General features: G+C 73.2%; 23 protein-coding genes. 7 read left to right on the forward strand and 16 right to left on the reverse strand.

Features of this window, described 5'->3' with window-relative positions:
- Positions 1-58 precede the first annotated feature (58 nt).
- Both dapA and thyX read right to left on the reverse strand, forming a co-directional pair.
- The gene (gene dapA, locus AES38_RS09895; RefSeq protein ID WP_043671335.1) at positions 59-1,042 is read right to left on the reverse strand and encodes a 4-hydroxy-tetrahydrodipicolinate synthase; all 984 of its coding nucleotides are present in this window, start codon (positions 1,040-1,042) and stop codon (positions 59-61) included.
- A 33-nt stretch (positions 1,043-1,075) separates the two neighbouring features.
- Entirely contained in the window at positions 1,076-1,867 is a 792-nt protein-coding gene (gene thyX / locus AES38_RS09900) for an FAD-dependent thymidylate synthase (protein WP_053774820.1), read from the reverse strand.
- 84 nt (positions 1,868-1,951) lie between these two features.
- Here thyX and AES38_RS09905 point away from each other — a divergent pair, with 84 nt between their 5' ends.
- A complete protein-coding gene (locus AES38_RS09905) occupies positions 1,952-2,872 on the forward strand; it encodes a TIGR01777 family oxidoreductase (RefSeq protein WP_053774821.1) in 921 nt (306 codons plus the stop codon).
- A gap of 20 nt (positions 2,873-2,892) precedes the next feature.
- Here AES38_RS09905 and AES38_RS09910 read toward each other — a convergent pair whose 3' ends face one another.
- The 7 genes from AES38_RS09910 to AES38_RS09940 form a co-directional block, all read right to left on the reverse strand.
- Positions 2,893-3,345, reverse strand: coding sequence for a hypothetical protein (locus tag AES38_RS09910; RefSeq protein ID WP_053774822.1), 453 nt, complete (start codon positions 3,343-3,345; stop codon positions 2,893-2,895).
- Positions 3,345-4,181: a 4-hydroxy-tetrahydrodipicolinate reductase gene (gene dapB, locus AES38_RS09915; protein WP_053774823.1), complete on the reverse strand. Its 837-nt coding sequence runs from the start codon at positions 4,179-4,181 to the stop codon at positions 3,345-3,347. The genes AES38_RS09910 and dapB overlap by 1 nt, the downstream gene beginning before the upstream one ends.
- Positions 4,182-4,238: 57 nt before the next feature.
- Positions 4,239-4,841, reverse strand: a complete 603-nt coding sequence (locus AES38_RS09920; protein WP_053774824.1) for a histidine phosphatase family protein — start codon at positions 4,839-4,841, stop codon at positions 4,239-4,241.
- Between the two features lie 8 nt (positions 4,842-4,849).
- On the reverse strand, positions 4,850-6,205 hold the full coding sequence (locus AES38_RS09925; RefSeq protein WP_053774825.1) for a M16 family metallopeptidase: 1,356 nt from the start codon (positions 6,203-6,205) through the stop codon (positions 4,850-4,852).
- Positions 6,206-6,283: 78 nt separating this feature from the next.
- Positions 6,284-7,198, reverse strand: a complete 915-nt coding sequence (locus AES38_RS09930; protein WP_053774826.1) for a hypothetical protein — start codon at positions 7,196-7,198, stop codon at positions 6,284-6,286.
- A complete protein-coding gene (locus AES38_RS09935) occupies positions 7,189-7,758 on the reverse strand; it encodes a hypothetical protein (protein WP_072174633.1) in 570 nt (189 codons plus the stop codon). Before AES38_RS09935 ends, AES38_RS09930 begins: the two co-directional genes overlap by 10 nt.
- 153 nt (positions 7,759-7,911) lie before the next feature.
- Positions 7,912-9,048: an aldo/keto reductase gene (locus AES38_RS09940; RefSeq protein ID WP_081001882.1), complete on the reverse strand. Its 1,137-nt coding sequence runs from the start codon at positions 9,046-9,048 to the stop codon at positions 7,912-7,914.
- A 406-nt stretch (positions 9,049-9,454) separates the two neighbouring features.
- Between AES38_RS09940 and AES38_RS09945 the strand changes: the two genes are divergently transcribed.
- Together AES38_RS09945 and AES38_RS09950 are read left to right on the forward strand one after the other, a co-directional pair.
- Entirely contained in the window at positions 9,455-9,985 is a 531-nt protein-coding gene (locus AES38_RS09945) for a YbhB/YbcL family Raf kinase inhibitor-like protein (RefSeq protein ID WP_053774827.1), read from the forward strand.
- 17 nt (positions 9,986-10,002) lie between these two features.
- Complete coding sequence (locus AES38_RS09950; RefSeq protein ID WP_053774828.1) at positions 10,003-10,353, forward strand: hypothetical protein; 351 nt, start codon at positions 10,003-10,005, stop codon at positions 10,351-10,353.
- A gap of 69 nt (positions 10,354-10,422) precedes the next feature.
- On the opposite strand, the gene AES38_RS09955 is transcribed toward AES38_RS09950, so the two are convergent.
- Complete coding sequence (locus AES38_RS09955) at positions 10,423-12,696, reverse strand: polyribonucleotide nucleotidyltransferase (protein ID WP_053774829.1); 2,274 nt, start codon at positions 12,694-12,696, stop codon at positions 10,423-10,425.
- Between the two features lie 477 nt (positions 12,697-13,173).
- Complete coding sequence (gene rpsO / locus AES38_RS09960; protein ID WP_012038735.1) at positions 13,174-13,443, reverse strand: 30S ribosomal protein S15; 270 nt, start codon at positions 13,441-13,443, stop codon at positions 13,174-13,176.
- A gap of 225 nt (positions 13,444-13,668) precedes the next feature.
- On the opposite strand from rpsO, the gene AES38_RS09965 reads away from it, so the two are divergent.
- Both AES38_RS09965 and AES38_RS09970 read left to right on the forward strand, forming a co-directional pair.
- Complete coding sequence (locus AES38_RS09965) at positions 13,669-15,021, forward strand: MFS transporter (protein WP_174775897.1); 1,353 nt, start codon at positions 13,669-13,671, stop codon at positions 15,019-15,021.
- A complete protein-coding gene (locus AES38_RS09970; protein WP_053774830.1) occupies positions 15,018-15,782 on the forward strand; it encodes an HNH endonuclease family protein in 765 nt (254 codons plus the stop codon). The genes AES38_RS09965 and AES38_RS09970 overlap by 4 nt, the downstream gene beginning before the upstream one ends.
- A 242-nt stretch (positions 15,783-16,024) precedes the next feature.
- Here the strand turns inward: AES38_RS09970 and AES38_RS09975 are convergent, their stop codons facing one another.
- The 3 genes from AES38_RS09975 to AES38_RS09985 form a co-directional block, all read right to left on the reverse strand.
- Positions 16,025-17,608: a DASS family sodium-coupled anion symporter gene (locus AES38_RS09975; RefSeq protein WP_157883523.1), complete on the reverse strand. Its 1,584-nt coding sequence runs from the start codon at positions 17,606-17,608 to the stop codon at positions 16,025-16,027.
- Positions 17,609-17,711: 103 nt separating this feature from the next.
- A complete protein-coding gene (locus AES38_RS09980; RefSeq protein WP_174775898.1) occupies positions 17,712-19,988 on the reverse strand; it encodes a HelD family protein in 2,277 nt (758 codons plus the stop codon).
- 106 nt (positions 19,989-20,094) lie between these two features.
- Complete coding sequence (locus AES38_RS09985) at positions 20,095-20,583, reverse strand: VanZ family protein (RefSeq protein ID WP_053774832.1); 489 nt, start codon at positions 20,581-20,583, stop codon at positions 20,095-20,097.
- Between the two features lie 244 nt (positions 20,584-20,827).
- Here AES38_RS09985 and AES38_RS09990 point away from each other — a divergent pair, with 244 nt between their 5' ends.
- Positions 20,828-22,081 carry a cobalamin-independent methionine synthase II family protein gene (locus AES38_RS09990; protein WP_053774833.1) on the forward strand — a complete coding sequence of 418 codons (1,254 nt, stop codon included), beginning with the start codon at positions 20,828-20,830 and terminating at the stop codon, positions 22,079-22,081.
- 73 nt (positions 22,082-22,154) lie between these two features.
- Here the strand turns inward: AES38_RS09990 and AES38_RS09995 are convergent, their stop codons facing one another.
- A complete protein-coding gene (locus AES38_RS09995) occupies positions 22,155-22,682 on the reverse strand; it encodes an adenine phosphoribosyltransferase (protein WP_053774834.1) in 528 nt (175 codons plus the stop codon).
- A gap of 92 nt (positions 22,683-22,774) precedes the next feature.
- Between AES38_RS09995 and AES38_RS10000 the strand changes: the two genes are divergently transcribed.
- Positions 22,775-23,506, forward strand: a complete 732-nt coding sequence (locus tag AES38_RS10000; RefSeq protein WP_053774835.1) for a M50 family metallopeptidase — start codon at positions 22,775-22,777, stop codon at positions 23,504-23,506.
- A 77-nt stretch (positions 23,507-23,583) separates the two neighbouring features.
- On the opposite strand, the gene AES38_RS10005 is transcribed toward AES38_RS10000, so the two are convergent.
- Positions 23,584-24,417, reverse strand: a complete 834-nt coding sequence (locus tag AES38_RS10005) for an aldo/keto reductase (RefSeq protein WP_053774836.1) — start codon at positions 24,415-24,417, stop codon at positions 23,584-23,586.
- Positions 24,418-24,432: the final 15 nt, after the last annotated feature.

Consider the following 24,432-nt stretch of genomic DNA (forward strand, 5'->3'; position numbering starts at 1 on the left):
ACTCCTATGTTGACGGTGCGGCCCGATGGGGCCGGCGATGGGAAGTGCGGGACGCGCGTCAGCGCGTGGTGCCGGCGACCTGCGGCAGGGCACCGCCGGCGGCGGCGTTGCGGTCGGGGCGGAAGTTGCGGAAGTCGACGCCGGGGACGTCGCGGACGAGGTCGATCTCGTCCTCGATCTGCGCGGCCTCCCACTCCTCCGGACCCACGAGGGGCAGGCGGACGCGGGGGCTCCCGATGCGGCCGAGGCCGTGGAGGATGTACTTCGCCGCGACCGTGCCGGGCACGTGCGTCATGACCGCGCGGACCAGCGGCTCGAGCTGCTGGTGCGCGTGCGTGGCGGCACCGAGGTCGCCCGCGTTCACGGCGTCGACCATGGTGCGGTACGGCGTCGCCGTGATGTTGGCGGTGACGCCGATGAGGCCGGTGCCGCCGATGGCGAGCGTCGGCAGCGCGTTCGCGTCGTCGCCCGCGAAGTACATGAGGCCGGTCTGGTTGAGCACCCGGCTGGCCTGCGCGAGGTCGCCCTTGGCGTCCTTGACCGCGAGGATGTTCGGGTGCTTGGCGGCCCGCAGGATCGTCTCGTACTGGATCGGGATGCCGGTCCGGCCGGGGATGTCGTAGAGGATGACCGGCAGGTCGGTCGCGTCCGCGATCATCCGGAAGTGCGTGAGCACGCCGGCCTGCGTGGGCTTGTTGTAGTACGGCGTGACGATCATGTTGCCGTCGGCGCCGGCCTTCTCGCTCTGACGCGCGAGCTGCATGGCGTGCGCGGTCTCGTTCGACCCGCCGCCCGTGATGATCTTGGCCCGGCCCGCGCTCACGGAGCGGCCCACCTCGACCAGCTTGACCTTCTCGGGGTCCGTCAGCGTGCTGGTCTCGCCCGTCGTGCCCGTGACGACGATGCCGTCCGCGCCCGCGACGATGACGTCGTCGATGTGCTTCTCGACGCCCGCCCAGTCCACCTCGCCGTCGGCCGTGAAGGGGGTGACGAGCGCCACCAGGACCTGGCCGAAGGGGTTCTCTGTGGACACGGCTCCCATCGTAACGGTCGTCGGCCCTTCGATCCGGGCGCGCTACGGCGCGACGCGTCCGTTCTTCTGGAAGGCCGCGTGCGTGAGGGGCATGAGCCGCTCGAACTCGGTCTCCATCCTCTCGGCGCACATCTCGATCTCGCGCTGCGGGAAGCTCGGGAACGTCGAGTCCTCGTGCTTGGTGCGCAGCGACAGGAAGTTCATGAGCGCACGCGCGTTGAGCGTCACGTACATCGACGAGTAGATGTTGAGCGGGAGGACGATGCGCGCGACCTCGCGGGCCACGCCCTGCTCGAGCATCCGCTGGTAGGAGGCGTAGGCCTCGGCGGACGTGCGGCGGGTCTCCTCCTGCACGAGGGCGGTCTGCTCGGGGGTGCCCGCGTGGAACTCGTAGGCGCCGGGCTTGCCGACCTGCACGAGGTTGCGCTCGGGCCCGGGCACGTAGAAGACGGCGTCGAGCTCCTTGTACCGGCCCGACTCCTCGTTGTACGAGGCCATGCGGTGCCGCATGAACTCGCGGAAGACGAAGATGGGCGCCTGCACGTAGAACGTCATCGAGTTGTGCTCGAACGGCGATCCGTGGCGGTCGCGCATGAGGTAGTTGATGAGGCCGCGGTCGCGCTTGACGCGCTTCTCCTCCGCCTCGGTGTCGACGTCGCCCTCGAGGGCGCGGTCCTGGCCGTCGGGCTCGTCGAGCGCGCGCTCCAGGGTCTTCTCGCCGGCGGTGGAGACGCGGGCGGCGAAGATCACGTCGGAGTCGTGGGCGCTCGAGCGGACGAGCTCCACGGTCATGTCGGATCGGAAGGAGATGTTCTCGTGGGGCACGACCGTCACTGTACGCGACGACCGCCCGCCGCCCGCCCGGGCTCCCCGAGGGACCGGGCCATAGGGTGGAGGGCACCGACGAAGGGCTCGACCATGTCCGACAGCACCGCATCCCCCGCCCCGCTCACCGTCCTGATCTCGGGCGCCGGCGGCACCATCGGCACCGAGCTGCAGGCCCAGCTCCGGGCCGCCGGGCACCGGGTGGAGACGCTGGTGCGGCACGCGCCCGCGTCGCCCGACGAGCACGAGTGGCAGCCCGCCGACGGGCGCCTGGATCCCGCGGTGCTCGACGGCGTCGACGCCGTCGTCAACCTGTCGGGCGCCTCGATCAGCCGCCTGCCGTGGACGAAGCCGTACCGGGAGGAGATCCGCTCCTCGCGCGTGCACGCGACGCGGACCATCGTCGGGGCGTTCGCGTCGTCCGCGAACCCGCCGCGCACGCTGCTGAACGGATCCGCCGTCGGCTTCTACGGCGACCGTCCCGCCGAGCGCCTGACCGAGGACTCGCCACGCGGGACGGGCTTCCTCGCGGAGGTCGTGGAGGCATGGGAGGCCGAGGCGTTCCAGGCGCCCGCCGACGTGCGCGTGGCGACCCTGCGCACCGGGCTCGTGCTCGCGCAGGCCGGTGCCCTCGCTCCCCTGCGCCTCCTCACGGCCCTGGGGCTCGCCGGGAAGCTCGGCACGGGCGGCCAGGTGTGGCCGTGGATCTCGCTCCGCGACGAGGCCGCCGCCATCGTCCACCTGCTGACCTCGTCGGTCGCGGGGCCCGTGAACCTCACCGGACCCGAGCCCGTCATGGCCGACCGGCTCATGCGGCACCTGGCGAAGCGCATGCACCGGCCCTACGTCGTGCCGGCGCCGGAGGTCCTCATCCGGCTCGCGCTGCAGGACGCCGGCCAGGAGCTGCTGCTGTCCAGCCAGCCGGCCCGGCCCGAGAAGCTCGTCGCGGACGGCTTCGCGTTCCGCGACCCCACCGTCGAGCTCGCGATCGACCGGCTGCTCGCGAGGAGCTGAGGAGCGGGCGCGGCCCGTCGTCAGGCGGCGGGCTCGCGTGTACCGTGCAGCGCGATCGCCCGGCGGATCGCCCCGCGTGCCCGTCGACGGTCGCCGCTCGCGTCGTAGGCGAGCCCGAGCCGGAACCACGCGCGCCAGCTCGCCGGATCCTGCTCGACCTCGGCCTGGTAGGCGGGGAAGGCGGCGTCGGCCGCGTCGCGCAGAGGGCGACCGCTGGCGCGGGTGGGCAGGTCGGCCTCGGGCAGCCCGCCCTCCTCGTCGAGGATCCGCGCGAGGCGGCCGCTGCGCACGCCGAACGACAGCTCGCGGACGAGCGCCCACACGCCGACGAGCGGCAGGATCACGAGACCGAGGCCGAAGACGACGCCCAGCGGCTCGCCCGAGACGACGAGCAGGACGGCGATCTGGCCGGTCAGTGCGAGGTACAGCACCATGAGCACGGCCATGAGGCCGACGCCGATGCGCGTGCCCATCAGGCGCTCGTGACGGTGGCGGCCTGACCGCTCGGCCCGCCGTCGTCGACCGGTCCGGTGGTCGCGGCGGCGGCGTCGGCGGCCTGCGCCGCGCGCTCGCGGGAGCCGTCCAGGTCGATGAGGCGGTCGAGGCCGACGACGACGCCGCGGGCGTCGCGCGTGGCGCGGAGGGCGAGCAGGATCCCCGCCTCGTACGCGCTGGGCGCCAGCGTGTCGTGGCTGATCGTGAGGACCTCGCCGTTGCCGCCGAACACCACGTCCTGCTTGGCGACGACGCCCTGCATCCGGAGGCTGTGCACGGGGATGCTCGCGACCTGCTGGCCCCGGGCGCGCTGGTCCGTGTGCGGCGCCTGCACCGGTCCGCGGGTGCCGCGCGCCTGGGACATGAGCTCCGCGGTGCGCACCGCCGTGCCGGACGGCGAGTCGATCTTGGTCGCGCCGTGCGCCTCGACGATCTCGATGGAGTCGTAGAACCGCGCGGCCATCTGCGCGAACGAGGTGGCGAGGACGCTGCCGACGGAGAAGTTCGGGATGATGACGACGCCCACGGCGAGGTTGCCCGTGATGCGCCGCTCGAGACCCTGGATCCGCTCGCCCGTCCAGCCGCTCGTGCCCACGAGCACGTTCATCCCGTGCGCCACGGCGTACTCGACGACGCCCTGGCTCACCGCCGGGAGCGTGACGTCGACCGCGATGTCGGCGTCGAGCATGTCGGACAGCTCGTCCTTGGAGTCGAGGCTGGCGACGAGCTCGAACTCGCTGCTCGCCTCGACGATCTGCGTGATCAGCTGGCCCATGCGTCCCGTTGCGCCGACGACGGCGACCGTGGTTGTCATCCGCCCAGCGTACCGGCGCGCATGGCCGTGACGCTGGGCGGCCGGACGCGGCAGCGGCTAGTAGGGCTGCTGCTCCGGGAGGCCGGTGCGCAGCTCGACGGGCAGGTGGCCGAGGTCGTTGTGCACCACGAGCACCGGCGGCTTCGCCGAGCGCACGCGGATGATGGTGAGGCCGCAGTTGGCCTGGTTGATGCCCATCCACCGCCACTCGGGCGCGTCGAACACGTGCCGCACGAACCACGCGATCACGAAGTTGTGGGTGATGAGCAGGTCGTGCCGGTCCTCGCGCGCGGGTGCCAGGAACTCGCTGACGGCATCGGCCATCTGGGCGCTCCCCGCGTCGATCTCCTCCTCGGTGATCCCGCCGAAGAACGACTCGAACGCGTGCGGCATGTCGGGCACCGGGCCCGACGGGATGCAGTCGAAGAGCAGGGACGAGGGCTCCGGCTCCATCGCCGGCATGCGCTCGGCCATGATCGCCGCCGTCTCCTCCGCGCGCGCGAGCGGCGAGTGGCGGACCGAGGTGAAGGGCACGCCGCTCAACCGGTCGGCGATGCAGTGGGCCTGGCGCTTGCCGCGGCCGGAGAGCGGGCCGTCGGGCAGGCCGTGCTCGGCGTCCTGCTGCTCGCCGTGGCGGACGAGGTAGATGTAGTGGGACACGGTTCCTCCTAGAGGAGCGAGGGGGTCGCGAGCAGCGGGGCGAACGCGTCGGCGCCGACGGTGCCCACAGCGGCGATCGACAGCGGACGGGAGACGAGGTCCGCCGCGAGGTCGCGGACGTCCTCGGCGGTGACGCGGGACAGGCGCGAGAGCGTCTCGTCGAGGTCGACGTACTCGCCCGTGGTGATCTCCGACCGGCCGAGCCGCGACATGCGCGTGTCCGAGTCCTCGAGCGCCAGGGCGGACTGGCCGGAGAGCTGGCCGAACGCGCGCGACAGCTCCTCCTCGGTGACGTGCTCCTCGGCGAGGCGCCGGAACTCGTCGACCATGAGGCGCGCGACCTGCGCGGTCTTCGCCGCCGTGCACCCGGCGTAGAGGCCGAAGACGCCCGCGTCCGAGTACGAGGCGCCGAAGGAGTAGACGGAGTAGGCGAGGCCGCGCTTCTCGCGCACCTCCTGGAACAGGCGCGACGACATCCCGCCGCCCAGCACCGAGTTGAGCATCGCGAGGGCGGGCCGGCGGTCGTCGGACGCGGCGAGGCCGGGGACGCCCAGCAGGATGTTCGTCTGCTCGATGGGACGGTCGACCACGACGAGCTCGCTGCCGCGGGTGATGACGGGGGCGGCGCCGGTGCGGCGGGCCACCGGGGCGGCCCGGACCGAGAGGTCCCAGCCGGCGCGCTCGAGGCCCGCCGTGACGCGGGCGACGAGGGCGTCGTGGTCCACCGCGCCGGCGGCCGTGATGACGAGGTCCTGCGGACGGTAGTTGCGGCGGTAGTGCGCGACGACGGCGTCCAGCTCGGCGGCTTCGATGTCCGCGGGGCTGCCCCCGATGGGGCGACCGAGCGGGTGATCCCCCAGCACGGCCTCGAAGAAGCGCTCGCTCGTGACGTCACCCGGGTCGTCGTCCGCCATGGCGAGCTCCTCGAGGATGACCCCGCGCTCCGTCTCGAACTCCTCGGCGTCGATGAGGCTCGAGGTGACCATGTCGGCGAGCACGTCGACGGCCATGCCGAGGTCGCGATCCCGGACCTTGGCGTAGTAGCAGGTGTACTCCTTGGCGGTGACGGCGTTGTGCTCGCCGCCGACGGCGTCGAAGGCCACGGCGATGTCGAGCGCCGAGCGCGACGGCGTGCCCTTGAACAGGAGGTGCTCGAGGAAGTGCGTGGAGCCGAGGTCGCCCGGCTGCTCGTCGCGGGATCCGACGGCGACCCACATCCCGATGGTCGCGCTGCTGCTGCCGGGAACGTCCTCGCTGAGGATGCGCACGCCGGACGGCAGGACCGAGCGACGGACGCGGGCACCACCCGCCGACTGCACGGTGAGCTCGGGGAGGTCGAGGGGGAGTTCTACGGCGCGGGACATCAGCGTCACCCTACCCCGCAGGACCGACGCCGCCCCGGGAGGGACGCTGCCCCGGGCCGGAGGGTGCCTCGGCTCCCGTCAGCATCCGGGGCCGGCGTGCCGTGTGCCGCACGCACCCCCGACGAGGACCGTGGACCCCTGCAGGACATGGATCGTGACCGGTCCGACCTGCACCGGCAACGTGCCCGGGATCTGCTGCCACCCGCCCCCGTCGAACCGGTAGCTCGGCGCATACGCGATCGTCAGCGTGACCTGCCGGTCCCCCATGGTCGGGTACACGTGGCTCGTGTCCGTCGTGGTGAAGTCCTGCTGGCCCAGCTGCTTCCACGATGCACCCGGCCCGTCGACTGTGGTGCTGGTGCCGTCGCCGTGATCCCACGTGAACGACACCGGCACGAACCGCACCTGCGCCGGCCGACCCAGCAACGTCCCGTCGACCACCTGCGCCGCCGCGTCCGTGAGGAGGTTCACCGGCGCCCCCACCAGCGCCCACCCGTTCGGCTGCGACCGGATCGACGCCGACCTCGGCACGAACCGCGCCACATCCGCGAGCGTCACCCCGGGCACGTCCGTCACCGCGGGCGCCGGATCCGCCGGCTTTCCCGGCCACGTCGCCGGTGGCAGGAACGCATGCTGCCCGTCACCGCACATGCCCCCACTCGACAGCCGCTCACCCGGCGAGCACGACACGTCCACATCCGCCGCCGACCGCCCCCGCGGCACCGGAGGAGGCGCTTGCGGTCGCGTCGGCCGCTCCGACGCGGTAGTGCGATCAGGTGCAGGATCCTCTCCGTGGGATGAGGAAGACGGTCCGGGTCGGGTGGTCCCCGCCTGCAGTGCCACGCCTGCGCCGTCGATGCCTCCGGTCGTGCAGACGCCGCCACTGCCGAACTTGAAGTTGCAGGGAGTCTCCGCTGTCTCCGCGTGCGCGATAGGAGCGGGCGCGATGGCGATGAAGAGGACCACCACAGGGGCGAGCAGCCTCAGCCGCATGCCCGCACTCCGTCATTGCGCACGATGTCGCTGATTCGCCAGAGCGCGTCCTCGGATCTGACGGCCTTGACCTGCAGAGACTGCCGCACAGCACGCTCGGGCGTGATGTCGGCACCGTTCGCGTCTATGAGCCTCGTGCCGCTGACATCCAGGCAGACCTGGGCTGTCATGTACTGCGCTCCCTGTGGATCGATGCCGCGGTCGGTGACCTCGAAGCCTGACACCAGCTCCTTGCCGTCGGTCCGTTGCCCCTTCTGACGCGCATCCCGAAGGCCCGACTCCTCACTCTTCAGCACGCTGCCCGTTAGCAGCTCCGCGAGGTCCTCATCCGTGAGGGTGTTCGCATCCAAGTCGACGTAGCGCGTCAGCACATCGTGGAACGACTGGTCGTCCTGCTGCTCCTGCGACGACGTCGGCGATGGTGCCGGCGCAGGAGCGGGTACCGAGGGCGCGGGCGCCGAGCATCCCCCGAGCAGCGAGGCGGAGGCGAGGATCAAGGCCCAGCCGGCCGCCGCTCCCCGTCCTCGTCGCAGCGGCAGGTCGCGCGGTCGCTCGTGCAAGGTCGTCTCCCCCAGGCCGTCCGGACCGCGCGCCGAAGGCGGCGCAGGAGCGCCGGGCGTCGCGGATCCCGGCACCGTAGCCGGGGCCGATCGCCGGGGACCGCGTCCCTCCACATCGCGGGTGGGACGCCGAGATCGTGGAGCTGTGAGGGACTACTCCGACGCCCGGTCGAGCCGGGTCACGTCGTGCCGCGAGAGCTGGATGTGCGCCGCCTGCACGAGGTCGTGCACCTGCTCGGGACGGCTCGCGCTCGCCACGGGGGCGACCACGCCGGGCTTCGCGAGGAGCCAGGCCAGGGCGATCGTCGCGATGCTCGTCGAGTGGTGCTCGGCGATCTCGTCGAGGGCGGTCAGCACGCGGAGGCCCCGGCGGTTGAGGTACTTCGCGGCGCGCTGGCCCCGTGCGCCCTCGCGCACCGAGTCGCGCGTGCGGTACTTGCCCGTGAGGAAGCCGTTCGCGAGCGCGAAGTACGGCATCACGGCGAGCTGCTGCCCGCGCACGACGTCGAGGTAGGCCGACTCGTACGGCGTCCGGTTGACCAGGTTGTAGTGGGTCTGCAGGGCGACGAACCGCGGTGCGCCGTAGAGGCCGCCCATGATCCGGGCGTGCAGCAGGCGCTCGGCGGCGTAGTTCGAGGCCGCCAGGTGCCGGACCTTGCCCGACTGGATGAGGCGACCCGCGGCGGCGAGGCTCTCCTCGAGCGGCACGTCGAGGTCGTCCCAGTGGAAGTAGAGGAGGTCGACGTGGTCGGTGCCGAGCCGGGAGAGGCTCGCGTCGACGGCGCGCTCGATGCGCGATCCGCCGAGGCCGGGGAAGTCCTCGCTCTTGCCGACCTTGGTGGCGACCACCATGGAGTCGCGGTTGCGGCGCTCGCGCATCCACGAGCCGATCATGTGCTCGCTGCGGCCGCTCGCGTAGGAGTCCGCGGTGTCGATGAAGTTGCCGCCCGCCTCCTGGTACCGGTCGAGGATCGCGGACGTGTCATCGGGGCCGGCCGTCCACCCGAAGACGTTGCCGCCGAGGGCGAGGGGGAAGACGTGGAGGTCGGTGTCGGCGATGCCGCGTCGGCGCGCGGGGTGCGGGATGCTCCCGCCCGTGCGCAGCCCGGGCTCGACGGCGGCCTCCAGCGCGATCGCGGCGGCCGCCTGCACGGTGGCGTCGACGATGGTGGTGGGCTCGGCGGCCGGCATGCCGGGACGCTGGCGGTGGGTGCCGGCGGATCCACCGCGACGGCGCCGCTGCGGCGGGCCGGGGGCGACGTCCGGGGCGGTGGGAGGGGAGGACGTCACGTGGTCCAGCGTACCTTGCAGCAGGCGAAAGGTTTGGGTACCAAGGAATCCTCGTCGCGGTCGTTCGTCGTCGGGACAGGCCGGCCCTGATGCTGCCCGCGGACGGTCCGTGGAGCCGGAAGGGGTGCCGCGGATCCCCCGACCCCGGCACCCCTCGGCGGCCTGCATCCCCCGATGCGTCCCCCGGAGGCGGGCGGTCGCGTGGACCGTCCCGCGGGGACAACGCTAGCGAGACGGCCGCATCGGCACCCAGCCCCTCTTCGGGGGTCCGGCGTCGCGTCCTGCCGCCGGACGACGGGAATGGCGGCGCACGTCGACCGCGCGCATCCGCCCGGGGATGACCGCCGGCCGCGTCCCGGGGCGCCGTGCGAGGCTGGGGACGTCCGCACCTTCGAGAGGAACCCCCATGACCAACGACCCGCTGCACCGCCTGCCCGACGCCGCTCCCTTCCACCTCACCAGCCCCGACTTCTCCGACGGGGCGCCGCTCCCCCTCGCCGCGCGCGGCGCCAGCCAGGGCGGGCAGGACCTGTCCCCCGCCCTCGCCTGGACGGGCGCGCCCGCGGCCACCCGCAGCTACGTGCTCACCGCCTACGACCCCGACGCCCCCACCGGCAGCGGCTACTGGCACTGGGCCGTGCGCGGGATCCCCGCATCCACCACGTCGCTCCCCGCCGGCGCGGGCGACCCCGACGCGGGCCTCCTCCCGGAGGGCGCCGTGACCATGCACAACGAGTCGCGCGAGAAGCGCTTCGCCGGGGCGACGCCGCCGGCGGGCCACGGCACGCACCGCTACTTCTTCACCGTGACCGCGCTGGACGTCGAGACGCTCGACGTCCCGGAGGGCGCGACCCCCGCCGTCCTCGGCTTCCTGATGCTGCCGCACGTCATCGGACGCGCGCAGCTCGTGGGCACCGCGATCACCGTCGCCGACTGACGGATCGAGGCGACGACATGGCGCAGGACCACGACCGCCGATCGGATGCGGGCGAGGGCGGCGACGCCCGGCGCAGGCGGCTCGCGCTGATCGTCGCCCTGGTCGCGGCCGCGCTCGTGGTGGCCGGCGGCGTCGCGGCGATCGCGCTGTCGCAGGGCGGCGAGGAGCCCGCGCCGCCCGCCTCCCCCGCCCCGACGACGGTCGAGCCCGGGACGACCCCGGGGACGACGCCGACGCCGAGCGACGACGGGGTCCCGGCCCCCACGCCCGCGCCGAGCCCGTCCGCGACGCCCGCTCCCGAGCCGTCCCTGTCCGCCCCGCCGGTGACCGAGGTGCCGTACCCGACGGATCCGAACCACGGCAAGTAGCCCGCGGACGACGGATGCCCGCCCCACCGAGGTGGGACGGGCATCCGGGTCGTGCGGGTGCGGGAGGGCCTAGCCCTCCGCGGGGCCCTCGGGGCCGTCGCTCGCGGCGGCGGAGCCCTCCTGATCGGCGGCCTCCTCCATCACGGGAGCGAGGGACAGCTTGCCGCGGTCGTCGATCTTGGTGATCTCGACCAGGATCTTCTGGCCGACGCCGAGCACGTCCTCGACGTTCTCGACGCGCTTGCCGCCGGCGAGCTTGCGGACCTCGCTGATGTGCAGCAGGCCGTCCTTGCCGGGGAGCAGCGAGACGAACGCGCCGAACGTCGCGATCTTGACGACGGTGCCGAGGAAGGACTCGCCGACCTCGGGGTTCGTCGGGTTCGCGATGGCGTTGACCTGCGCACGCGCGGCCTCCGCCGACGGGCCGTCGACGGCGCCGATGTAGACGGTGCCGTCCTCCTCGATGGAGATGTCGGCGCCGGTCTCGTCCTGGATGGCGTTGATCGTCTTGCCCTTGGGGCCGATGAGCTCGCCGATCTTGTCGACGGGGATGTTGACCGAGATCACGCGGGGCGCCGTCGGGGCCATCTCGTCGGGGGCGTCGATGGCCTGGTTCAGCACGCCGAGGATGGCCGTGCGGGCCTCCTTCGCCTGCTTGAGCGCGCCGTCGAGGACCGACGTGGGGATGCCGTCGAGCTTCGTGTCGAGCTGGATGGCCGTGACGAACTCCGACGTGCCGGCGACCTTGAAGTCCATGTCGCCGAGCGCGTCCTCCGCACCGAGGATGTCGGTGAGGGCCGCGTAGCGGACCTGGCCGTCGACGGTGTCGGACACGAGGCCCATGGCGATGCCGGCGACGGGCGCGCGCAGCGGCACACCCGCGTTCAGCAGCGACAGGGTCGAGGCGCAGACGGAGCCCATCGACGTGGAGCCGTTGGACCCGAGGGCCTCGGACACCTGGCGGATCGCGTAGGGGAAGTCCTCGCGGCTCGGCAGCACCGGCACGAGGGCGCGCTCGGCGAGGAAGCCGTGCCCGATCTCGCGACGCTTCGGCGACCCGACGCGACCGGTCTCACCGGTGGAGTAGGGCGGGAAGTTGTAGTGGTGCAGGTAGCGCTTCTTGGTGACGGGGCTCAGCGAGTCGATCTGCTGCTCCATCTTGAGCATGTTCAGCGTGGTGACGCCCAGGATCTGGGTCTCGCCGCGCTGGAAGATGGCCGACCCGTGGACGCGCGGGATGACCTGCACCTCGGCGTCGAGCGGGCGGATGTCGGCGAGGCCGCGGCCGTCCATGCGGACGCCGTCGCGGAGGATCCGGCCGCGGACGACCGTCTTCGTGACGGACTTGTACGCCGCGGAGAACTCGGTGAGCGCCGACTGCGGCAGCTCGCCGGCCTCGACCTTGGCGGCCACGGCCTCCTTGGTGCGGGTCTTGAGGGCGTCGTCGGCGTCCTGGCGCTCGATCTTGTCGGCGATCTGGTACACGCCGCCGAGGTCGGAGAGCGCGAGCTCGCTGACCGCGTCGTAGGTCTCCTGCGCGTACGGCAGGAAGACGGGGTAGTCGACGGTGGGCTTCGCGGCCTGCTGCGCGAGCGAGGCCTGCGCGGCGACGAGCTGCTGGATGAACGGCTTCGCGGCCTCGAGGCCCTGCGCGACGATGGCCTCGTCGGGCTTGGTGGCGCCGCCCTGGATGAGGTCCCAGGCACCCTCGGTGGCCTCGGCCTCGACCATCATGATCGCGACGTCCTCGTTGCCCTCGGAGTCGGTGACGACGCGGCCGGCGACGGTGATGTCGAAGACGGCCTCCTTGAGCTGCGAGTGCTTGGGGAAGACGACCCACTGGTCGCCGATGAGCGCGAGGCGCACACCCGCGATGGGGCCGGAGAACGGGATGCCCGAGAGCATGCTCGAGGCGCTCGCCGCGTTGATGGCGAGGCTGTCGTAGAACTCGTCCGGGGCGATGCTGAGGACGGTGATGACGACCTGGACCTCGTTGCGGAGGCCCGTGATGAACGACGGGCGCAGCGGCCGGTCGATGAGGCGGCAGACGAGGATCGCCTCGGTGGAGGGGCGGCCCTCGCGGCGGAAGAACGAGCCGGGGATCTTGCCCGCGGCGTAGCTGCGCTCCTCGACGTCGATGGTCAGGGGGAAGAAGTCGAAGTTGTCCTTCGGGTGCTTGCCCACCGAGGTGGCGGACAGCAGCATCGTGTCCTCGTCGAGGTACGCGGCGACCGCGCCCTGCGCCTGCTGCGCGAGGCGGCCGGCCTCGAACCGGACCGTGCGCGTTCCGTACTTGCCGTTGTCGAGGACTGCCTCGGCGAACTTGATCTCTGGACCTTCCATTGAGGTCTCTCTCCTTCGTGTTGCGCCTCTCGGCGACGCCCGTCGGGCGCTCGTCCTGCATCCCGTGTGGATGCGGACCTCCTGCGACAGAGGAGGAGCGGGCGAGGCGACACGTCGGTGCCCGCCTGATGCGGATCCCGGGTGCACGTGCGCGGCTGGTTCCGCTCGTCGACCGGTGGCCGACGGCGGCGGGCGCATGTCTGGCCATCAGTGGGAATGCTCCGAGCGACTCGGAAGACCACCACCAACGACCAGCTCCTGCCGGCCAGCTCCATCTGTCGTGATCGCATCGTGACGCTGGGCGCCCGCTGGATCACTGCGGCCATGGTAGCACCCGGCCCCTTCCGGGCCCCGGAGGAGGCGGGCCCCCGGGTGTCGGGCGGATGACGCGCGCCTTAACGACGGACGAGCCGCCACCCCGGAGGGTGACGGCTCGTCCGCTTCGCGATCGATGCGATCAGCGACGCGTGCTGCGTGTCAGCGGCGGATGCCCAGGCGCGCGATCAGGGCGCGGTAGCGCTCGATGTCGACGTTGGACAGGTAGCCGAGGAGACGACGACGCTGGCCGACCAGGAGGAGCAGGCCACGACGCGTGTGGTGGTCGTGCTTGTGCTCCTTGAGGTGCTCGGTGAGGCCCGTGATCCGCTTGGTGAGGAGCGCGATCTGCACCTCGGGGGATCCGGTGTCACCGGGGTGGGTCGCGTACTCGTCGATGATCGCCTTCTTGACGTCTGCTTCCAGAGCCATGTGATGATCCCCTCTCGTGTTCGTTGCGCGGCGCCCGTCACAGGATGTGCGAGCTCTCTTGATCCGCGGCCGTCCAGACGGCAACCGCACGAGCATACCAGGGGGCCGGGCTCCCGGGGACCGCCGAGGCCGCCGGGGCCGCGGGCGGAGGCGCCTCGCGCGGAAGCGGCGTCGGCGATCTCGGCTAGCGTTGAAATCCACCCGAGAGAGACGACGCAGCGACACGTGAGCACCCCGCCCGAGACCTCCCCCATCCCGATCCCCGACGAGCGCCAGGTCCGCGGCAGCCACTTCGTCGACCTGTCGCCGCTGAAGGAGAGCCCGGCGTTCGCCCGGCTCTGGGCGGGCAACGCGATCGCGGGCATCGGCAGCCAGATGACGATCGTGGCGATCGGGCTGCACGTGTACGAGCTCACGGGATCCACCGGCGCCGTCGCGCTCGTGGGCGTGCTGTCGCTCGTGCCGATGATCCTCGCGGGCCTCTACGGCGGCATGCTCGCGGACGCCTTCGACCGACGGAAGGTCGCGCTCATCGCGTCGTGCGCGGCCTGGGGCTCGACCATCGCGCTGGCGCTGCTCGCCTGGACGCACGCGGAGACGGTGTGGTCGCTCTACGCGCTGAGCATCCTCAACGCGGTGGCGGCGACGGTGATCGGGACCAGCCGGCAGGCGATCCTCCCCCGGATCCTCCCGCCGCACCTGCTGCCCGCGGCCAGCGCGCTCGGCGGGATCAGCCTCGGCGTCATGGTCACGGTCGGCCCGGCGCTCGCGGGCGTGCTCGTCGCGTCGGTCGGGTTCCAGTGGACCTACACCGTCGACGCCGTGCTGTTCCTCGCGGCGTTCACGGGCGTGCTCGCGCTGCCGCGGATCGCGCCCGAGGGCGAGGTGCAGCGGCCGGGGCTCGCCTCCATCAGGTACGGGCTGGGGTTCCTCCGGACCGCGCCCAACATCCGCATGTCGTTCATCGTCGACATCATCGCCATGACGTTCGGACAGCCCCGCGTGCTGTTCCCGGCGGTGGGCGCGGTGGTGCTGGGCGGCGGGCCGGTGACCGTCGGGATCCTCACGGCGGCCGGCGCCGTCGGCAGCCTCGTGAGCAGCGTGCTGAGCGGATCCGTCGGCCGGGTCACGCGGCACGGGCGGGCGATCCGGCTGGCCATCGTCGCGTACGGCCTCTCGACCGCCGGCTTCGGCCTGGTCCTGCTCCTCGCGTCGCAGCCGGGCGTGCTGCACGGGATCGGCTCGCGCATCGAGGACGCGAGCGTGCCCGGGATCGTCGCCGCCTCGGTGCTGCTGGCCTGCACGGGCGCGGCCGACAACATCTCCTCGATCTTCCGCAACACCATGCTGCAGACCGCGGTGCCCGACAACATGCGCGGGCGACTGCAGGGCGTCTTCATCGTCGTCGTGACGGGAGGGCCCCGTCTCGGCGACGCGTACATCGGCATCGTGACGGCCTTCGCCGCGCTGTGGGTGCCGTCGCTCGTGGGCGGGCTGCTCATCGCGGTGGTGGTGTGGATCCTCATCCGCTCGCTGCCCTCGTTCGAGCGCTACGACGCGCGGAACCCGACCCCGTGACGCGGCGGAGGCGGCGCCGGACGCCGGCGCTCGTGACGCTGGCCGCGCTCGTGGTCGTGGTGGTCGCGGGGCTCGTGCAGTGGCACGGGGATCCGGGGCCGGCACCCGCCGGCGGTGGCGGCCGGCCCGGGACCGGGCTCGGCGCGGAGCCGGGCGCTCCCGGATCCGCGCGACTCGCCCTCCAGGGGCTCGAGGTGCGGACGGAGGAGCGCGTGCCGGGCTACGACCGGGAGTCGTTCGCGTGGCGCACGGACGTGGACCGCAACGGCTGCGACACCCGCAACGACGTGCTGCGGCGCGACCTCGCCGACGTCGCGATCCGCGGCGGGACGCGCGGCTGCGCCGTGCAGTCCGGGGTGCTGACGGATCCGTACTCGGGCGAGCGGATCGAGTTCGACCGGTCACGGGACCCGGAGGCGGTGCAGATCGACCACGTCGTGTCGCTGTCGGACGCGTGGTCGTCCGGTGCGTGGCGCTGGGACGCCGACTACCGCGCCGCGTTCGCGAACGACCCGCTGGAGCTCATGGCCGCGTCCGCCGCGGAGAACTCGGACAAGTCGGACGCGACGGCGGACGAGTGGCTGCCCGAGGATCCGTCCGACAGGTGCGCGCTCGTGGTGCGGCAGGTGTCGATCAAGGTGCGCACGGAGCTCAGCGTGACGCGCGCGGAGCACGACGCGATGGCGCGCGTGCTCGACGACTGCGGCGACCTCCCGCTGCTGTCGTCCGACGACGTGCGCTGGCCCGCGCCCGCGCGCTGAGCCCGGCGCACGCCCGCGCCCAGGGGCCCGTCATCCGCACGGGCGAACCGATGGCGAACCCGCTCCGAAGAGACTGCAATGCGCCGGACCTCCAGAGACGCGATGCACCACGGGTCCGGATGTCATGGGGAGAGCGGTCGCACGGACGGCGCACGGAGAGGGGTCTCGGCGCCGGGACCACGACCGCAGGGCCGGCCCGTCATCGGGTCGGCCCATCTCCCTGCCCCCGGGCGATCCGACGCTCAGGCCAGCAGGCCGAGCACGCCCATCCACGCCGTGCCGACGACGCCCCAGATGACGATGAGCACCACGGCCATCACGAAGCCGACGCGGAACCACTCCCTCGTCGTGACGTAGCCGGATCCGAAGACCACGCCCGACGGCCCCGACGCGTAGTGCGAGATGCCGCCGAACAGGTTGCCGATGAAGCCGAGCACGAGGGCCGCGAACAGCGGCGGCGTGCCGGTGGCGACGGCGGCGCCGAGGAAGACCGCGTACATCGCGACGATGTGCGCCGTGTTCGACGCGAACAGGTAGTGCGAGAAGAAGTAGACGAGCGCGAGCACCGCGAAGGCCCACGGCCAGGGCAGGCCGCCGACGGATCCCGATACGGCGCCGCCCACGAGGTCGATGACGCCCAGCGCGTCGAGCTGGTCGGCCATGCCGACGAGCACCGCGAAGAAGATGAGCGTCGACCAGGCGGACGCGTTCGCCGCGAGGTGCGACCACTTGAGGACGCCCGTGACGAGCAGGACCGCGATGCCGCCGAAGGCCGCGGCCGTCGCGGGGATGCCGAGCAGGGATCCGCCGCACCACAGCACGAGCAGCAGGACGAAGGTGGCGGCCATGATGCGCTCGTGGCCCGACAGCGGTCCGAGCCCGCGCAGCTCCTGGCGCGCGTGGGCGGGCGCCTCGGGCGTGCGCGTGAGCGTCGGCGGGTAGACGCGCGACATCGCCCACGGCACGACCACGAGGCTGAGGAGCCCGGGCACGAGCGCCGCGAGCGCCCAGCCGCCCCACGTGACCTCGATGCCGAGGTCGGCGGCGGCCTTCTGCGCGACCGGGTTGCCGGCCATGGCCGTGACGAACATGGCCGAGGTGACCGTGTTGACCTGCACGCTCGTGAGCGCGAGGTAGGAGCCGAGGCGGCGGCGCGAGGCGTCCGAGTCGGGGGTGGATCCCTGCACGCGGCTGAGCGACGCGACGATCGGGTACACGACACCCCCGGCCCGCGCGGTGTTCGAGGGCGTCGCGGGCGCGAGCACCAGGTCGGTGAGCGCCATGCCGTAGGCGAGGCCGAGGCTGGATCCACCGAGGCGCGACACGAACGCCAACGCGATGCGGCGGCCGAGTCCCGTGACGAGGAAGCCGTCGGCGATGAAGAACGACGCGACGATGAGCCAGATGGTGGGGTTCGCGAAGCCCTCGAGCGCCTCGCCGTCGGTGCGCATCGTGCCGGTGAGCATGGCGACCGCGAGACCCACCAGCGCGACGGGCGCGGTGGGCAGCGGCTGGAGGATGAGCGCGAGGACCGTGCCGACGAAGATCCCGGCCATGTGCATGCCGCGCGGGTCGACGCCCGCGGGCGGCGGCACGAGGGCGATGCCGATCGCGACCGCCACGATCACGACGACCTGGATGAGGCGCGTGCGGCGGATCCGGCGGGCGGCGCGGGATGCGGCGGCCGTCGGGTCGGCCACGGAGGCGACGCCGTCCGGCGCGGGGTCGGCCTCGTCGCCGACCGGGCCGCCCGGGCCGCCCGGAGCGGGATCCGTCCCTGTTCCGGTGGCGGACGAGGGGCCGGAGGCTGCGGGAGGAGGGGTCATGACCGGCCCATCCTCCGCGCGTGCCGGGCCGGAAGCCACTTGTCTTCATAGTGTTCACGAGGCCGCCGCCGCGTGGCCCGCGACGCCGGCGGGGCGGCGCCGATCAGGCCGTGAAGCCCGTGGAGGTCACGATGTGCAGGCGCTGCGTGGGCCGCGTCATGGCGACGTAGAGGCCCGCCGCGCCCCGCGACGTGTGCGCGAGGATCTCGTCCGGCTCGGCGACGACCACGACGTCGAACTCGAGGCCCTTGGCCTCCTGCGAGCCGAGCACCGCGATGGGCCGGCCGAGCCCGCCCACGCCGATGCCGACCGCGGACCCGAACCGCTCGGCGAGCGCGCGGTGCAGCCCCTCGACGCGGTCGTCGCGGGCGATGACCGCGAGCGTGCCCGCCTCGTCGCCCTCGCGCTCCTCGTCGACCACGTCGATGACGGCCGAGACGACCTCGTCGGCCGACACCTCGACGGTGTCGATGGGGTGCTCGCCCTCGCGGACGGCCCGCGAGCGGATGACCGGGAGGCCGTGCGCGATGGCCATGCGCTCGGCGGCCTCGGCGATCCGGGCGGGCGTGCGGTAGTTGACCGTGAGCTCCTCGAGGCGCCACTCGCGGCCGAGCACCGGGCCGAGCGCGTCCTGCCAGCTCGTGACGCCGACGGCGGAGCTCGCCTGCGCGACGTCGCCCACGATCGTGAACGAGCGCAGCGGGCAGCGGCGGAGGAGCACGCGCCACTGCATGGGCGAGAGCTCCTGGGCCTCGTCGACCACGATGTGGCCGTAGGTCCAGGTGCGGTCGGATGCGGCGCGCTCGGCGGTCGTGCGACGCGCGGCCTGCTCGGCGAAGCCCTCGGCGAGGCGCTCGGCCGTGACCATGCCGCCCACGCCCATGTTCTCGATGGCCTGCTCGGCGTTCTCGATGTCGCGGAGGCGCTGCTGCTCGCGCTCGCGCGCGCTCGCGTCGGCCTGGGCGCTGAACTCGCCGAGGAGCTCGGCGGCCTCGTCGAGGAGCGGCACGTCGGCGATCGTGAAGGGCGCGTCGCGGTCGCGGCGGAGGAGCGCGCGCTTCTCGGGGCTCCAGCGCGGGGTGAGCGAGGCGAGCCAGTTCGGGCGCGCGTAGAGGTCCTGGATGAGCTTCTCGGGCGTGAGCGGGAGCCACGCGGTGTTGAGCGCGACCTTCACGTCGTAGGAGGTGCGCAGGTCCTCGCGGAGCATGGCGAGGTCGCTGTCGTCGAGGGCGCTGCCGTTGCGGCGCATCTGCGACGCGAGGACCTGCGCGAGGGATCCGAGGGCGGCCTTGTTGAAGACGACCCGCGCCTCGTTGTGCGGCTTCCGGCTGTCCTGCGCGCGGCGGAGGGCGCTCGCCACGAGCGACGGCTCGAGCACGATGCGCTCGCCGTTCACGTCGAGGGTGACCGGCTCGGTGGGGACGACCTGGCGCGAGCGGACGGCGCGCTGCAGGAGGCCCGCCATCTCGGATCCGCCCTTGACGGCCGCGACCTCGGGCGCGTCCTCCGCGGAGGCCTCGATGCCGGGGAACAGCTGGCCGACGCTCGCGAGCACGACGCCGGTCTCGCCGAGGGAGGGCAGCACGGCCTCGATGTACTGCAGGAACGAGCGGCTGGGGCCGACGACGAGCACGCCCGAGGAGGCGAGGCGGTCGCGGTGCGAGTAGAGGAGGTACGCGGCCCGGTGCAGCGCGACCGCGGTCTTGCCCGTGCCCGGCCCGCCCTGCACGACGAGCACGCCGCGGAGGTCGGAGCGGATGATGCGGTCCTGCTCGGCCTGGATGGTGGCGACGATGTCGTTCATCCGGCCGGTGCGGCCCGCGGCGAGCGCGGCGAGCAGCGCGCCCTCGCCCTGGAGGCTCGTGCGGCCCTCGTCCAGCAGCGTGGGGTCGAACACCTCGTCCTCGACGTGCACGACCTCGCGGCCGCGGGTGGTGAGGTGGCGGCGGGCGCGGGCGCCGAGCGGCGTGGCGGCGGTGGCCTGGTAGAAGGCGCTCGCCTGGGGCACGCGCCAGTCGAGGAGGAGCGGCTGGAGGTCGTCGTCGCGGAGGCCGATGCGGCCGATGTACCTGTACACGGGGTCCCCGTCGCCCGCCGTGCGCGCGGGCGCGCCGTCGCGCGGCTCGTCCTCCGGCAGGTGGCCGTCCTCGAACTCGAGGCGGCCGAAGACGAGGCGCTCGTCGACTTCGCGGAGGGCCTGGAGGCGGTCCTCGTAGATGCGGGCGAACGCGTCGCGCTCGGACCGGTTCTGGTGGGTGCCGCCCGTGGGGCTGTCGCGCACCGCGACCAGCTGCTCGCGGGTCTCCGCCCGCACCGCGTCGAGTCGTCCGTAGAGGCGGCCGACGTACGCCCGCTCCAGCTCCAGCTCCGTACCGGTCACCTGCACACACCCCTCGGGAATCCGGCGTCAATCCTACCGACCCGAGGGGGACGTCCCGGACCGCGGGCGGGGCGCCGGGCGTCGCCCGCGGAGGGATGCCTGGGCCTCAGCGGGACGTGCCGACCAGGCGCCGCGGGTCCTGCGCGGCGGGCTGCGGGCGCCGACGGAGCGCGCGACGGCGGGCGTTCTCGGAGCGGGCCGTGAGGATCAGGACGAGCACCACGCCCACGAGCGCGCCCAGCCCGTTGTGCACGAGGTCGCGGACGTCGGAGACACGGGTCGGGAGGAACGCCTGCGCGGTCTCGATGAGCGCCGAGAGGCCCACCCCGAGCGCGATCGCGAGCCACCAGCGCGACCGGCCGAGGAGCAGCACCAGGAACATGCCCACGGGTACGAACATCGCGACGTTGGCCGCGCCCTCGACGAACGAGTAGGTGAGCCACGCGGTGCCGTCGTGCCGGTGCAGGGCCCGGAGCGCGCGGAAGAGGAAGCCGTCGATGCGGCGGTCGTAGGGCTCCGGCGACAGCGTGATCCACGCGACCAGGCCGAGGTAGAGGGCCGTGGCGGTTCCGAGGACGGGGTGGCGGAGGAGCATCCGTCCATCATCCGGGCATTCCCCTGGGTGCCGGATCCGTCGGAGGTGCCGCTTCCGTGACGTCCTGTTGCGTCCTCCCCCTCCTCGCGGATGACGCCGTGGCACCCTGTGCGTGCAGCGCATCCGCGAAGCCTCGCGTCCCGCCCGCATCCGCGGCCAGGGACACCGCCTGCGATCAGTTCCCGCTCGCCGCGGGCGGTCGTGCGAGGCCGCCCGACGGCATGAGAGACCCGCGGAGGTCCACATGCTCGACAGCACCGATTCGATCCAGACGTCCCACGCCGGCAGCCTGCCGCGGACGGACGCGCTCATCGCGGCCAACGCGTCCCGCGCCCAGGCCCGCGCGGCCGTGCTCGCCGGCCCCGGCGGCGGCGCGGCCCCCGCTCCCGCCGACGACGGCCTCGACGCCGTGCTCGCCGACGCGGTCGACGGCCTCGTCGCCCGCCAGCGCGAGGTCGGGATCACGGTGCCCGGCGACGGCGAGTACGGCAAGGCCATGTCGAGCGCGATCGACTACGGCGCCTGGTGGTCGTACTCGTTCCAGCGCCTCAGCGGCCTCGAGCTGGTGCCCGGCGGCCCGTTCTCCTCGGAGCCCGTGCGCAGCTCGCCCGGGGACGTGCGCCTCACGACGTTCCCCGACCGCCGCGACTGGACGATCTTCGCCGACGCCTACCGGGATCCGTCGAGCGGCATCACGGTCGGCGACGCCCCCATCGAGTTCCCGAGCGCCACCGGCCCGGTCGCCTACACGGGGCACGACGCGATCCAGGCGGACATCGCGCACCTGAAGGCCGGCCTGGCGGCGAACGGGTACGAGGAGGGCTTCCTCACGTCCCTGTCCCCCGGCAGCGCGTCGCGCATCGGCAACCTGCACTACGCGACCGAGGAGGAGTTCATCTGGGCGTGCGCCGACGCGATGCGCGAGGAGTACGTCGCGATCATCGACGCGGGGCTCGTGCTGCAGATCGACGACCCGTCCGTCGCGGAGAACTGGGACCAGATCAACCCGGAGCCGAGCGTGGAGGACTACCTCGCCTTCACCCGCATCCGCGTGGAGGCGCTCAACCACGCGCTGCGCGGGCTGCCGCAGGAGCGGATCCGCTTCCACCTGTGTTGGGGCTCGTGGCACGGGCCGCACACGACCGACATCGAGTTCCGGCACATCGTGCGGACGATGCTCGACATCGACGCGGGCGAGTACTCGTTCGAGGGCGCCAACGCGCGGCACGAGCACGAGTGGCGCGTGTGGGAGGACGTGGAGCTGCCCGACGGGAAGCTCATCGTGCCGGGCGTGGTCGGGCACGCGACGAACGTGGTCGAGCACCCGGAGCTCGTGGCCGACCGGATCGAGCGCTACGCGAAGCTCGTGGGACGGGAGCGCGTGATCGCGTCGACGGACTGCGGGCTCGGCGGGCGGATCCACCCGCAGATCGCGTGGGCGAAGCTGGAGAGCCTGGCGCAGGGCGCGGAGATCGCGACGCGGCGGCTCTGGGGCTGACCCCGCCCCGCGTCGGACGACGGAGGGCCGGACGCGTGACGCGTCCGGCCCTCCTCGTCGCGGTGCGGACGCGTCAGAGCGCGATGATCGCGTGCACGTCGCGGCCGGCGAGCCGCTCCCGGCCGCCGAGGCCCTCGAGCTCGAGCACCACGCCGATGCCCGCGACCTCGTAGCCGGCGCGCTCCAACAGGCGGGCGGCCGCCTCGAGGGTGCCGCCGGTCGCGAGCACGTCATCGAGGAGCAGCACGCGGGATCCGGGCGCCAGCTGGCCGGGGTGCAGCTCGATGGCGGCTTCGCCGTACTCCAGGTCGTAGGACTCGCGCAGCACCTCGCCGGGGAGCTTGCCGGCCTTGCGCACCGCGAGGGTGCCGACGCCGGACGCGTAGGCGGCGGCCGCCGCGAGCAGGAAGCCGCGCGCCTCGACGCCCGCGACGGCGTCGACGGGACCGCCCGCGGCCACGAGGTCGTCGACGACGGCGCGGAGGGCGGGGCCGTCGGCGAGCACGGGCGTGAGGTCGCGGAACAGGATCCCGGGCTGCGGGAAGTCCGGGACGGTGAGCAGCAGGGAGCGGACGAGGTCGGAGGCGGGGGCGTCGGGCACCCGACAACGGTAGTCGGTGCCGGGACGGCGGTCCGTCAGGCGGATGTGGTGGGCTGGGCGCTCCCCCGCCCGCACCGCCTCCCGAGGAGCCCATGGACACCGTCGAGATCGTGCGCGACCTCGTCGCGCGCGCGACCGCCGTCGAGGCGCCGCTGGAGACGGGACCCGCGCTCGTCGCCGTGGCGCTCGCCGCTGCGCTCGTGCTCGTGCCCGCCGCCTGGCGGCTCACGCGGCACGCCGTGACGATCGTGCACGAGGCCGGCCACGGGCTCGCGGCGACGCTCAGCGGGCGACGGCTCGCGGGGATCCGGCTGCACTCCGACACCTCGGGCCTCACCGTGAGCGTCGGCCGGCCGCGCGGGCCGGGCATGGTCGTGACGCTGCTCGCGGGCTACCCCGCGCCGGCGCTCGCCGGGCTCGGCGCCGCCTGGCTCGCCGGGCAGGGGCGCTCGGCCGCGGTGCTGTGGCTCTGGCTCGTGCTGCTCGCGCTCGTCGTGATCCAGGTGCGCAACTGGTTCGGGCTGTGGTCGTGCCTCGTGGCGGGCGTCGTGGTCGGCGTCGTCGCCGGGGTCGCGCCGATCGTCGTGCAGGGCGTCGCCGCGCACGCGCTCGCGCTCTTCCTCCTGCTCGGCGCCCTGCGGGCCACGCTCGAGCTGCAGCGGTCGCGCTCGCGGCGGGGCGGCGGCGCGTCCGACGCGGACCAGCTCGGGCGGCTCACGCACCTGCCGGGGATCCTCTGGGTCGGCGTGCTCGTGCTCGTCGCGGCCGCCTGCCTCGTCGGCGGAGCGCTGCTGCTGGGGATCCCGACGCTCGTCGGCGCCTGAGCGGATCCGGGCGGCCCGCACCCGACGCGGCCGCCGCGCCCGGGAGGGACGCGACGGCCGCGGGTGGGCGGAGAGGCCTACATCTCCTCGTGCGTGTCCGGGTCGCCGTCCCAGAGGCGCGACTGCGGGCCGGAGCCGATCGCCCGCACCTCGTCCTCGGTGAGCTCGAAGCCGAACACGTCGGCGTTCTGGCGCTGGCGCTCGGGATCCGTGGACCGCGGGATCGGCAGCGCGCCCGACTGGATGTGCCAGCGGAGCACCGCCTGCGTCGGGGTGACGCCGTGCGCCTCGGCGGCGGCGACCACGTGCGGATCCTGCATCAGCTGCTCGCGGGTGCCGAGCGGCGACCAGCTCTCCGTGACGATGCCGCGCTCGGCGTGGAAGGCCCGCAGATCCGCCTGCGCGAAGGTCGGGTGCAGCTCGACCTGGTTGACGACGGGCAGCACGCCCGTCTCCTCCTGGATGCGCGTGAGGTGCGCGGGCGTGAAGTTCGAGACGCCGATGGAGCGGACCAGGCCGCGCTCCTTCAGCTCGATGAAGGCGCGCCAGCTGTCGACGTACCTGTCGACGCTCGGGTTCGGCCAGTGGATGAGGTAGAGGTCCACGTAGTCGACGCCGAGCGACGCGCGCGACTCCTCGAAGGACGCGAGCGTCTCGTCGTAGCCGTGGTGGCGGCCGGGCAGCTTGGTGGTGAGGAAGAGCTCCTCGCGCGGGACGCCGGAGCGGCGCATCCCGTCGCCCACCGCGGCCTCGTTGCCGTAGTTGAGGGCCGTGTCGAGCAGGCGGTAGCCGGCGCCGATCGCGCCGGACACGAGCTCGGCGCCCGCGTCGTCGTTCAACCCGTAGGTGCCGAGGCCGATGGCCGGGATGCGGTTCCCGTCGGACAGTTCCAGTGTGGGGATCGTGGTCATCCCCTCACGCTACGC

The organism is Clavibacter capsici (assembly GCF_001280205.1).
GTDB classification, from domain to species: domain Bacteria; phylum Actinomycetota; class Actinomycetes; order Actinomycetales; family Microbacteriaceae; genus Clavibacter; species Clavibacter capsici.

Excerpts from the sequence above, each read along its gene's own strand:
- dapA (WP_043671335.1), bottom strand. The coding sequence starts at position 1,042 with ATGGGAGCCGTGTCCACAGAGAACCCCTTCGGCCAGGTCCTGGTGGCG.
- AES38_RS09905 (WP_053774821.1), top strand. The coding sequence starts at position 1,952 with ATGTCCGACAGCACCGCATCCCCCGCCCCGCTCACCGTCCTGATCTCG.
- AES38_RS09910 (WP_053774822.1), bottom strand. The coding sequence starts at position 3,345 with ATGGGCACGCGCATCGGCGTCGGCCTCATGGCCGTGCTCATGGTGCTG.
- dapB (WP_053774823.1), bottom strand. The coding sequence starts at position 4,181 with ATGACAACCACGGTCGCCGTCGTCGGCGCAACGGGACGCATGGGCCAG.
- AES38_RS09925 (WP_053774825.1), bottom strand. The coding sequence starts at position 6,205 with ATGTCCCGCGCCGTAGAACTCCCCCTCGACCTCCCCGAGCTCACCGTG.
- AES38_RS09930 (WP_053774826.1), bottom strand. The coding sequence starts at position 7,198 with ATGCGGCTGAGGCTGCTCGCCCCTGTGGTGGTCCTCTTCATCGCCATC.
- AES38_RS09945 (WP_053774827.1), top strand. The coding sequence starts at position 9,455 with ATGACCAACGACCCGCTGCACCGCCTGCCCGACGCCGCTCCCTTCCAC.
- AES38_RS09950 (WP_053774828.1), top strand. The coding sequence starts at position 10,003 with ATGGCGCAGGACCACGACCGCCGATCGGATGCGGGCGAGGGCGGCGAC.
- AES38_RS09955 (WP_053774829.1), bottom strand. The coding sequence starts at position 12,696 with ATGGAAGGTCCAGAGATCAAGTTCGCCGAGGCAGTCCTCGACAACGGC.
- rpsO (WP_012038735.1), bottom strand. The coding sequence starts at position 13,443 with ATGGCTCTGGAAGCAGACGTCAAGAAGGCGATCATCGACGAGTACGCG.
- AES38_RS09975 (WP_157883523.1), bottom strand. The coding sequence starts at position 17,608 with ATGACCCCTCCTCCCGCAGCCTCCGGCCCCTCGTCCGCCACCGGAACA.
- AES38_RS09985 (WP_053774832.1), bottom strand. The coding sequence starts at position 20,583 with ATGCTCCTCCGCCACCCCGTCCTCGGAACCGCCACGGCCCTCTACCTC.
- AES38_RS09990 (WP_053774833.1), top strand. The coding sequence starts at position 20,828 with ATGCTCGACAGCACCGATTCGATCCAGACGTCCCACGCCGGCAGCCTG.
- AES38_RS10000 (WP_053774835.1), top strand. The coding sequence starts at position 22,775 with ATGGACACCGTCGAGATCGTGCGCGACCTCGTCGCGCGCGCGACCGCC.
- AES38_RS10005 (WP_053774836.1), bottom strand. The coding sequence starts at position 24,417 with ATGACCACGATCCCCACACTGGAACTGTCCGACGGGAACCGCATCCCG.